Source organism: Pseudomonas avellanae BPIC 631, assembly GCF_000444135.1.
Taxonomy (GTDB): Bacteria; Pseudomonadota; Gammaproteobacteria; order Pseudomonadales; family Pseudomonadaceae; genus Aquipseudomonas; species Aquipseudomonas avellanae.
Genome location: NZ_ATDK01000252.1, coordinates 1 through 10,438, shown reverse-complemented (window position 1 = coordinate 10,438; position 10,438 = coordinate 1). Strand labels below are relative to the sequence as shown.

9 protein-coding genes are annotated in these 10,438 nt (G+C 58.9%); 5 read left to right on the top strand and 4 right to left on the bottom strand.

From position 1 onward, the window contains the following. Positions 1 to 178 precede the first annotated feature (178 nt). Genes DW49_RS0114380 through DW49_RS0114365 form a run of 4 tightly spaced genes read right to left on the bottom strand, consistent with a single transcriptional unit; the run spans position 179 to position 4,505 of the window. Complete coding sequence (locus tag DW49_RS0114380; RefSeq protein ID WP_003378458.1) at positions 179 to 601, bottom strand: group I truncated hemoglobin; 423 nt, start codon at positions 599 to 601, stop codon at positions 179 to 181. Then, positions 601 to 1,476, bottom strand: a complete 876-nt coding sequence (locus tag DW49_RS0114375; RefSeq protein WP_005620086.1) for a DUF3034 family protein — start codon at positions 1,474 to 1,476, stop codon at positions 601 to 603. The genes DW49_RS0114380 and DW49_RS0114375 overlap by 1 nt, the downstream gene beginning before the upstream one ends. Before the next feature lie 3 nt (positions 1,477 to 1,479). Further along, the gene (locus tag DW49_RS0114370; RefSeq protein WP_005620088.1) at positions 1,480 to 3,834 is read right to left on the bottom strand and encodes a putative bifunctional diguanylate cyclase/phosphodiesterase; all 2,355 of its coding nucleotides are present in this window, start codon (positions 3,832 to 3,834) and stop codon (positions 1,480 to 1,482) included. After that, complete coding sequence (locus tag DW49_RS0114365; RefSeq protein WP_005620089.1) at positions 3,831 to 4,505, bottom strand: methylamine utilization protein; 675 nt, start codon at positions 4,503 to 4,505, stop codon at positions 3,831 to 3,833. Before DW49_RS0114365 ends, DW49_RS0114370 begins: the two co-directional genes overlap by 4 nt. 181 nt (positions 4,506 to 4,686) lie before the next feature. Between DW49_RS0114365 and lon the strand changes: the two genes are divergently transcribed. The 5 genes from lon (at position 4,687) to DW49_RS1000000130190 (ending at position 10,364) form a co-directional block, all read left to right on the top strand. Then, positions 4,687 to 7,104, top strand: coding sequence for an endopeptidase La (gene lon, locus DW49_RS0114360; RefSeq protein WP_005620091.1), 2,418 nt, complete (start codon positions 4,687 to 4,689; stop codon positions 7,102 to 7,104). A 611-nt stretch (positions 7,105 to 7,715) separates the two neighbouring features. Continuing rightward, on the top strand, positions 7,716 to 8,108 hold the full coding sequence (locus tag DW49_RS0114355) for a protease inhibitor I42 family protein (RefSeq protein ID WP_005620093.1): 393 nt from the start codon (positions 7,716 to 7,718) through the stop codon (positions 8,106 to 8,108). Between the two features lie 100 nt (positions 8,109 to 8,208). After that, positions 8,209 to 8,952, top strand: a complete 744-nt coding sequence (gene cmoA, locus DW49_RS0114350) for a carboxy-S-adenosyl-L-methionine synthase CmoA (protein ID WP_005620095.1) — start codon at positions 8,209 to 8,211, stop codon at positions 8,950 to 8,952. Then, positions 8,949 to 9,908, top strand: coding sequence for a tRNA 5-methoxyuridine(34)/uridine 5-oxyacetic acid(34) synthase CmoB (cmoB, locus tag DW49_RS0114345; protein WP_005620096.1), 960 nt, complete (start codon positions 8,949 to 8,951; stop codon positions 9,906 to 9,908). The genes cmoA and cmoB overlap by 4 nt, the downstream gene beginning before the upstream one ends. Positions 9,909 to 10,001: 93 nt before the next feature. Continuing rightward, on the top strand, positions 10,002 to 10,364 hold the full coding sequence (locus DW49_RS1000000130190) for a DEAD/DEAH box helicase (RefSeq protein ID WP_200893008.1): 363 nt from the start codon (positions 10,002 to 10,004) through the stop codon (positions 10,362 to 10,364). Positions 10,365 to 10,438 lie beyond the last annotated feature (74 nt).

Below are 10,438 nucleotides of genomic sequence, written 5' to 3'. Positions count from 1 at the left end.
TGAGCCCTGACGCTGATCCGTCACTTACGTCGCACTCTGCGTCGTCAGTGCCATCGAGGTGAAAAAGCGCTTTCGTTTATGTGCAGTGACTGCGCGTAGGACATGACATTGTTCAACAGCACAGATTTGACGCAGAGCGTCATCAAATGCATGCCCACTCATTGGCGCGAGCGTTATATCACTTACCAAGCACTTCCCCACGCATCGGTGCGAGCCGGGCGATCAGGCGGTTCTGGGCGGGGACCGGGACGTTTTCGGTGTCCATCGCTGCGATCAGGTTTTCGACCAGCGCGTTGAAGTCGCTGGGTGTGAGGTTCTGGCCTTTGTGCGACTCGGCCATGCTGTCGCCGGTGTAGCGACACGGGCCGCCCGCTTCGACGCACAACTGTTCGACCAGTTTGTCGCGCAAACGCACGATGTCGATTTTCCTGAAGCGTTCGACAATGCGCTCGTCCTTGGCAATGTTCATCAGCATGCCTTCGACAATACGCTGGATGCCGGCACGCTGGCCCAGGTCTTGATAGAGGCTGTCATCCTTGGGCGGCTGCTGGGCGCAACCGGCCAATACCGTCAGCATCAGGCAGATCAGCAAACGCCTCATCAGAAATTCCCCTGCACAGACAGATACGTGCCGTTCTGGTTGTCCAGCGTAGCGATTTCACCCAATCGGGCGTAGGCCAGTACCACCGACACGTGTTTGTTGGGGAAATAACCGAGAAACACGTCGGCCCAATCACTCTCGCCAGCAAACGACAGGTTGTCGGGCTTTTCACGGTACTCAACGCCCAACGCCCAGCGCGGATTGAACAGCACAGCCACCGAACCTTCCTTGAGCAGGCTGCGGCTGTCGCGTCGATCACCGCCAAAACCCAGCAGGCCGGTTTCGTTGGCGCGGCTGTAACGCACGCCACCGTTGACCACCACGTTGTAGCCGAAAGCTGCGCCCATGAACAGCCTGCTGGCCGTCAGGTAGCCCTCGACGTCCGAATCACGCTGGGCGCCCACCAGGCTGGGGATCAGAAAGTCGTTTTGATGCTTGTACTGAACACCCAGTGAGACCTGCGGCAGGCTGTCGTAGATCAGGTCGCCGAACAGTCGCACCTTGACTCCGAACACGCCCTGACTGAGGTTATCGTCAGGCAGGCTGAGCTTGTGCTGCAGGTTACTGATGTCGAAGCGCTGATGCGCGTAGGAAAACTCGACACGGTTGCCATAGGCGAAAGCGAGGCCTGCCACATCCAGGTTGTAATCCGGCAGGTTCACATGCGTGGCGAAGGCCGTCGCGCCCCACTCGCCCTGCTCGCTGTAACCGGTAATCACCGCCCACGGGGTGATACCGCCGCCGGCGCTGCCTTCAATGCTGGTTGCACCGCCTGTGGCGATCAACCGGCCGTTGTCGCCCAGCGCGAGCGTCGGCACAACCCCTGCCGCGCCCACCAGCATGCACCCCAACAGCCACGAGATTTTGTAGGACATGGATCAATTCACCATAAGGCTGGGTGATGTCTGGAACGTGGTAATCCAGGCCTCGAAGGCTGCCGCTGTCAGAGGTCGGCTGATCAGGTAACCCTGAGCCGTATCGCAGTGCCAGCGCCGGAGCAGGTCCAGGCTGTGTTGATATTCGACCCCCTCGGCAACCACCTTGAGCCCCAGGTTGTGGCTCATCTCGATGGTCGAGCGCACGATCACAGCGTCTTCGCTGGTTTCGTCGAGATTACGCACGAACGACTGGTCGATTTTCAGCTCCTGCACCGGCAAACGCTTCAAGTGCGCCAGTGACGAGTAGCCCGTGCCGAAGTCATCGACCGACAGGCTGATGCCGCAGTCGCGCAGACGGTCCAGGACCAACAGGGCTTTTTCCGGCTCGCTCATGACCGCGCTCTCGGTGATCTCGAATACCAGTTGTTCGGCAGGCACCCCGTATTGCTTGAGCAATTTCATGACATATCCAGCCAGATCGTCGCCCAACAGGTCGTCAGCGGAGATGTTGACCGACACCTGTAACACCAGGCCGCGCTGGCGCCACTCGGCCAGTTGCCGCATGGCTTCTTCGATCACCCAGTTGGTCAGCAGGTTGATACTGCCGGTGCGCTCGGCGAGCACAATGAATTCGGCTGGCGAAACATTGCCAAAGCGCGGGTGAGTCCAGCGCAGCAGGGCTTCCGCCTGACGAACATAGCTCTGGCGGATATCCAGTTTGGGTTGGTAATGGAGCATCAGTTCGCCATTCTGCGGAGCCTTGCGCAGGTCGCGGATCAGACATATCTGACGCTGGTGAGCGAGGTCACGTCCGTCCTGGTAGATCTGCAGGCGACCGGGAATGAACGCTGCGTCCTTGCGTGCAATCGCCGCACGGTTGACCAGTTCCTGGGCCGAATCACCGTGTTCCGGATACACCGTGATGCCGATGCAGCATTCGAGTGCGTAATCATGGTTGTCGATACGCTGCGGCTCGCTGAGCAGACGCAGCAAGGCGTCCGCGATGCCCACCGCACCGTCGCTGGTCGTATTGTCCAGCAACAGCAAAAATTCGTTGGCGCTCAGGCGTGCCACGGTATCGCCGGGCCGCGAGTTGCCTTGCAAGCGCTGACCAACCTGACGCAACAGTTGATCGACGCCCTCGGCACTCGAACTCTCGCTGATCGTTTTAAGGTTCTCGATGCCCATGTACAACAACGCCACCGGGCGATCTGCCGCAATCGAACTGCCCAGTCGCTCCATCACCAGCGCGCGGTTAGGCAGCCCGGTCATGTTGTCGTGCAGCGCGTTGTGCGCCAACTGCCCTTCGCGCACGGCGATGCCGTGCTGCATGGTGTTGATTGCGTCAGCCAGCATGCCTAACTCATCGCTGCGGGCCATCGTGACCGGCGTTTCATAGTCGCCATCACCAATGCGTTTGGCGGCAGTTGCCAGTGCGCGTACCGGCAGCGAGACACTTCGAGCCAGCGCCAGCGTGCCGATCAGCGACGCCAGCAAGGCGGCCATGGAAATCCAGAAAATCTTTTCATCCAGCGGCGCAAACGCTTGATAGGCCTTGTCCAGCGGGCTTTGCAGCAGCGCGATCACTTGTCCGTCACCGCCATTGTCGCTTTTGGCAAGCATCAGCGTCTGGCTGAGGAAATTAAGGTTCGATTGCTCGGTGAGCAGCATCTGCCCTTCTGAAGAACTGCGCATCAGTTCGACCAGACCCGCATGCATGGCTGGCGGCTGGGTACTGATCAAATCGCCGGACTGACCGTTTTCCACCGTGAGAAAAGACACTTCCAGCCCGCTGAGCGAACGCAGCTCTTCGGCAATGTCGCTGTCGATGGTAAAGCCCATGACCACGCGACCAATCGGCAACGGTGCCAGAACGGTGCTTTCCACCAACAGGTGGGGTGTTCCACCGCCAGGGACGATAAGCACTGACTGACCGGCACGCTTGGCGCCCCGCAGCGCCTGGTCGTAGATAAACCGCGAACCTTCGGGCACTTGGGTTTCAGTGCTGGCAATCACCACGCCATCCATGCCCAGCAGGAACATGTCGCTGGCGTTGATGCGTTTGCCGTGGTTGAGCAACACCGAACGGATGGTCGACGAGTCGGCACTCGCCACCGCATCACGAAAGCCGAAGTCGGCCGAGAGCAATTGCACAGCGTCGCGCAGTCGCTTGCCACGCAAATCGATCAGGCGCTCGAACACACGGCTACCCACTTCCAGTTGCGCCTGGGCCTGAGTGCGTACTGCGTCGCCTGTTGCAACCTTGACCGCGAGAAAGACTGCGCCCACGACAATCAGCAACAGGGCAATCAGAACCCCGGCGATACGCGCCTGAAAGCTGACCTTAAACTTCATTCATGTGCGGCCTTGTGAAAAGCATCACCGAAGCCACCGGGTGCGGGTTTGACAGGTTTATCTTCGTTTTTCACTTCGACCGCCAGATTGAAGCGCTGGGTCAGGCCCGCTGCGGGCACATCGAACTCGCCACCCGACACCGGCTGCATGTCTTCTATTTGTGGATGCCAGAGCGTGGCGGCGTAGTGTCCGGCCGGCACCTGTTCAAATTTCAGCACGCCGTTGCTGTCCGTCACACCAAACCACGGCTCGTTGGTCACGTAGATATAACCGACCATCCAGTCATGGATGTTGCAGCCCAGTACCACGACGCCGGGTTTGTCGAACAGCAGCGGGTCCGAGGGCGTGCCCTCATAAAGGCGCAATTCGAAGCGTTTGGCCGGAGAAAAGGAGTAGACCTGATGGCGAATGTTGTCGCTGTTGGGGAATTTGACTTCAGTACCGACGTGAACAGCCAGCACATGCGGCGCAAATTCCTGCTCACGCTGGTCCATGGCGGCCTTCAGCGCTACGCCTGACGGACCAGGAGGCCCCTTCAGCGTAACGACTGCGTCCGCGAGGGGCTGGCCCTGCTTGTCGAACAGTTGCGCGGTGAAGGTGGCAGCCGATGCAGTCGCGGCCGATGCTATCCATAGTCCAGCCACTAATGCCGAGATCAATACGTTGGTCATACCTGATTCAACCCATAACGGCGGTGCCGCAAATAAATAAGTCAGCTCTGGTCAGCAATAGCTGGTCTCACAGCGATGAAATAGCAGTTTTAAAACCACTTTACAGACTATCGACCAAGACTATTGAAACCTGAGGGTTGTCGCCCCATCTAACAAGCATGTTCAACTTCTCAGGTGCCCCATGAGCGACCAGCAGACAGACTCGCCAGATTTGCCCAATGACGCAGACGAGCACGAAGTGTCTCTGAGTTCCGACAGCACCTCACTTGCCTTGCCCGGCCAGAACCTGCCTGACAAGGTGTACATCATCCCCATCCACAATCGTCCGTTCTTCCCGGCGCAGGTTTTGCCGGTCATCGTCAACGAAGAACCGTGGGCAGAGACGCTGGAGCTGGTGAGCAAGTCCGAGCATCACTCGCTGGCGCTGTTTTTCATGGACACCCCGCAGGAAGATCCACGCCACTTCAAGACCGATGCGCTCCCCGAGTATGGCACTTTGGTCAAGGTTCACCACGCCAGCCGTGAAAATGGCCGGTTACAGTTTGTCGCACAGGGGCTGAGCCGCGTGCGCATCCGCACCTGGCTCAAGCATCATCGCCCGCCTTATCTGGTGGAAGTCGAGTACCCGCAGCAGCCCAATGATCCGACCGATGAAGTGAAGGCCTACGGCATGGCCTTGATCAACGCGATCAAGGAGCTCTTACCACTCAACCCGCTGTACAGCGAAGAGTTGAAGAATTACCTCAACCGCTTCAGCCCCAACGATCCTTCGCCACTCACTGACTTCGCTGCGGCCCTGACTTCGGCCACCGGCGTCGAGCTGCAGGAAGTGCTCGACTGTGTGCCGATGCTCAGGCGCATGGAGAAAGTCCTGCCGATGCTGCGCAAGGAAGTCGAAGTCGCACGTTTGCAGAAAGAGATCTCTGCCGAGGTGAACCGCAAGATCGGCGAGCATCAGCGTCAGTTCTTCCTTAAGGAACAGCTCAAGGTCATTCAACAGGAGCTGGGGTTGAGCAAGGACGACCGCAGCGCCGACATCGAGCAGTTCGAGCAGCGCCTGGAAGGCAAGACCCTGCCACCACAGGCGCGCAAGAAGTTCGACGAGGAGATCAACAAACTCAAGGTGCTGGAAACCGGCTCGCCGGAATACGCCGTGACGCGTAATTATCTGGACTGGACCAGTTCGTTGCCGTGGGGTGTCTATGGCGCTGACAAGCTGGACCTCAAGCACGCCCGCAAAGTGCTGGATCAGCATCATGCCGGGCTGGATGACATCAAGGCGCGGATTCTCGAATTTCTCGCCGTGGGTGCGTACAAGGGTGAGATCAGCGGGTCGATTGTCTTGCTGGTAGGCCCGCCGGGCGTGGGCAAGACCAGCGTCGGGCGTTCGATTGCCGAATCACTGGGGCGGCCGTTCTACCGCCTGAGTGTGGGTGGCATGCGCGACGAGGCCGAAATCAAGGGCCACCGCCGCACGTACATCGGCGCCCAGCCGGGAAAGCTGGTGCAGGCGCTCAAAGATGTCGAGGTGATGAACCCGGTCATCATGCTCGATGAAATCGACAAGATGGGCCAGAGCTATCAGGGCGACCCGGCGTCCGCGCTGCTGGAAACCCTGGACCCGGAACAGAACGTCGAATTCCTCGACCATTATCTGGACCTGCGCCTGGACCTCTCCAAAGTCCTGTTCGTGTGCACCGCCAACACCCTGGACTCGATCCCTGGCCCGCTGCTGGACCGGATGGAAGTGATTCGCCTGTCGGGTTATATCACCGAAGAAAAGCTGGCGATTGCCAAGCGTCACCTGTGGCCCAAGCAGTTGGCCAAAGCGGGCGTTGCCAAGAGCAAGCTGAGCATCAGTGATACGGCCTTGCGCGCGGTCATCGAAGGTTATGCGCGGGAAGCCGGTGTGCGGCATCTGGAAAAACAACTGGGCAAGCTGGTGCGTAAAGCGGTCGTCAAACTGCTCGATGCGCCGGATTCGGTCATCAAAATCGGGCCGAAAGACCTGGAAGCGTCGCTGGGCATGCCGGTGTTCCGCAGTGAACAAGTGCTGTCGGGCACGGGTGTGATTACTGGCCTGGCCTGGACCAGCATGGGTGGCGCTACGCTGCCAATCGAGGCGACGCGCATCCACACCCTGAACCGGGGCTTCAAACTGACCGGGCAGTTGGGCGATGTGATGAAAGAGTCGGCGGAAATCGCCTATAGCTACGTAAGCGCCAACCTGTCGAAGTTTGGTGGCGACGCGAAGTTCTTCGACGAGGCCTTTGTGCACGTTCACGTTCCCGAGGGCGCAACCCCGAAGGATGGCCCGAGCGCGGGCGTGACCATGGCCAGTGCCTTGCTGTCCCTGGCCCGTAATCAGCCGCCGAAAAAAGGCGTGGCCATGACCGGCGAACTGACCCTGACCGGGCACGTCCTGCCGATTGGTGGTGTGCGCGAAAAAGTCATTGCGGCGCGTCGGCAGAAGATCCACGAACTGATTCTTCCAGAGCCTAACCGTGGCAACTTCGAAGAGCTGCCGGATTACCTCAAGGAAGGCATCACCGTGCATTTTGCCAAGCGCTTTGCCGATGTGGTGAAGGTGTTGTTTTAAAGATTGATGCGGGGACACGTCTCACACTGACTCTCGTTCCCGCACCCTGGCGCTCAGCGTTATCCTCCATTCCTGGCACACCCGAAAAATAGGGGCTGCTGTGTGACCGGGGCCTTCGGCCAGAATCAGAAGCGGACTTGTGCATAGCGATGCACCGGACGCAGAGCAGGCTTCTGCCCGCAGGGCGTAGGAGCGAACTTGTTCGCGAAAGCTTTATTCCGGGCGATACATCTTCAGCGGATGTAGCGGCCCTTTCGCGAGCAATGCGGATCGCCGCCCCGGTCACTCCCACGCCCTTCGGGCAGAATCAAAAGCGGACGTGTGTTTAACGCTGAATGATCTGGCCCACAACGGGGCTTCTGCCCGCAGGGCGTGGGAGCGGGCCGGGCGACGCCTCGCTTGTCCGCGAAGACGGTGCTTCAGACGACGTATTTTCGGCTATCATACTGGCTCTTTCGCGGACAAGCGAGGCGTCGCCCGGTCCGCTCCCACGGCCTTGACTATCTGATCTGGTCAACTGATTCCGATCCTGAGCGGTATACCTGCCGTACTCCCCCCTAAAACCCTGATCGGTTATCCTTGCGCCTCGTCTCGCAAAACCGGAACTTGCCATGACCCCTGTTCGTTTTCTTGCACCGTTGAGCCTTGCGCTGCTGACGGCGTGTGCGCAAACGCCCAAGAACATCGTTTCCATCGACACGCAAAGCGATTGCCCACTCGCCCTCAAAACCGGTCAGACGCTGATCCTCACGCTGCCCAGCAACCCGACGACCGGTTTTCGCTGGCTGACCCAGAACCCGGCGCAGAGTATCCTGCGCAGCCTTGGGCCGGAGGTGTACGCCAACGCCGAGAGCAAGGAGATGGTCGGCAACGGTGGGCAGTCGGTCTGGCGCTACAAGGCCACTGACGCAGGGACCGGGCGACTGGTAATGACCTACCAGCAGCCGTGGGCTCCGGAGGTCCCGCCGGAGCAGACCTTCGAGTGCGCAATCACGGTGAACTGACTGTTTGCGCGCGGCTTGTCCGAAGGCGCGCGCTGCACCATGCATCCCGTCGACAACTTGGCTAGAATGCCCGCCTTTCAAAGCCTTCGCCGGAACCGCCGTGAGCAAAGAACCCGACCGCCTTTTCGCCCAGCCCTTGCCCCAGGTGCCTGACTTCGCCTTCAACGAAGACGTGGTGCGGGTTTTTCCGGACATGATCAAGCGCTCGGTACCCGGCTACCCGGCGATTGTCGAAAACCTCGGCGTGCTCGCCGCGCAATTTGCCCAGCCCGACACCGTTTTGTATGACCTTGGCTGCTCACTGGGCGCGGTGACTCAGGCCCTGCGCCGCCATGTGCGCAGCGACGGCTGTGAAGTCATTGCGATCGATAACTCCACTGCGATGGTCGAGCGCTGCCGTGAATACCTCAACGCGCAGAATTCCATGTTTCAGGAGTTGCTGCCGGTAAAGGTCATCGAAGGTGACATTCTAGCGCTGGCGTTCAAGCCCGCCTCAGTGGTTGCACTGAACTTCACCCTGCAATTCATTGCGCCCGAACAACGCCAAGCCTTGCTTGGCCGCATTCGCAGTGCGCTGGTGCCGGGCGGCGCGCTGATATTGTCGGAAAAACTACGGTTCAACGACGAGCAGGAGCACGCGCTGCTGACCGATCTGCACATCGCCTTCAAGCGCGCCAACGGCTACAGCGATCTGGAAATTGCCCAGAAACGCAGCGCCATCGAAAACGTCATGAAGCCCGACAGTCTTGAAGAACACCGCCAACGGCTGCTCGCCGCCGGTTTTTCCAAGGTGGTGCCCTGGTTCCAATGCCTTAACTTTGCCTCGTTGATTGCCCTGCCATGATTGATCTCGCTCCTCTTGTCCGTCGCCTGGCGGGAACCCCTCTTGCTGAATGGGCCAATGGCCTGCAAGCACAACTCGACACCAAGATGACCAAGGGTCACGGCGATCTGCAACGCTGGCAAAGTGCGCTGGACGCATTGCCGGACCTGCAACCCGAGACGGTCGATCTGACTGGCAGCTTTACTCTGGAAACCGAGTGCGACGGTGAAACCCGTACCGTGCTGCGCAAGGCGTTGCTCGGTTTATCGCCGTGGCGCAAGGGGCCGTTCAATGTGTTCGGCGTGCACATCGATACCGAATGGCGCTCGGACTGGAAGTGGTCACGGGTGTCACCGCACCTCGACTTGAAGGGCAAGCGTGTTCTGGATGTGGGCTGCGGCAATGGTTATTACCAGTGGCGCATGCTCGGTGCCGGGGCCGACAGCGTGATTGGTGTCGACCCCAACTGGCTGTTCTTCTGCCAGTTCCAGGCCATGCAGCGCTACCTGCCCGACCTGCCCGCCTGGCACCTGCCATTCGCACTTGAAGACTTGCCCGCCAACCTGGAAGGTTTCGACACGGTATTTTCCATGGGCGTGCTGTATCACCGCAAATCGCCCATTGACCATTTGCTGGCGCTGAAAGACTGCCTGGTCAAAGGAGGCGAACTGGTGATGGAAACGCTGGTGATTCCTGGCGATGTGCATCAGGTGCTGGTGCCGGAAGACCGTTATGCGCAGATGCGCAACGTATGGTTCCTGCCGTCAGTGCCGGCGCTGGAGCTATGGATGCGCCGCGCAGGCTTCACCGATGTGCGCTGTGTTGACGTGAGCCACACGACGGTCGAAGAACAGCGCAGTACCGATTGGATGCGCTTTCAGTCACTGGGTGACTATCTGGACCCCTCCGATCACAGCAAGACCGTCGAAGGACTGCCAGCGCCAATGCGTGCGGTGATCGTGGGGCGTAAACCTTGATCGATGGCAGCATCTATAGTAAAAACAGGTAGCACATAGACATCGCTCGTAAAATATTTTGATTTGGTTGCATGACTGAAATATAAGCCAAGGATGTCTAGTCTCACTCAGGCTGTGAAAGAAAACTCAATTCAAAGCAAGGAAAGCTTAAACGTGAACTATAACCACTCGCGCGCCCTGGAATTACTTCGTACGGGTTCGAATAATCCGACCGCCCAATTTCGCAATGGCCAAAGAGAGGCCATTCAAGGTATTGTGGATGGCAATAATAGAATGCTTGTAGTGCAAAAAACAGGATGGGGAAAAAGCTTCGTATACTTCATCGCTACTAAACTTCTACGCGAGCAAGGACAAGGGCCTGCTGTATTAATATCACCTCTGCTGTCGCTCATGAGAAATCAGACCTTGGCCGCGACTCGAATGGGGGCGGCGGCAAAAACTGAGCGCAACACCTGACCAATCCGGTACGGTGAACCTATGTCATATCATGAACTCAGCATTGAAGAACGCATCACGATCCAGTTTGGCCA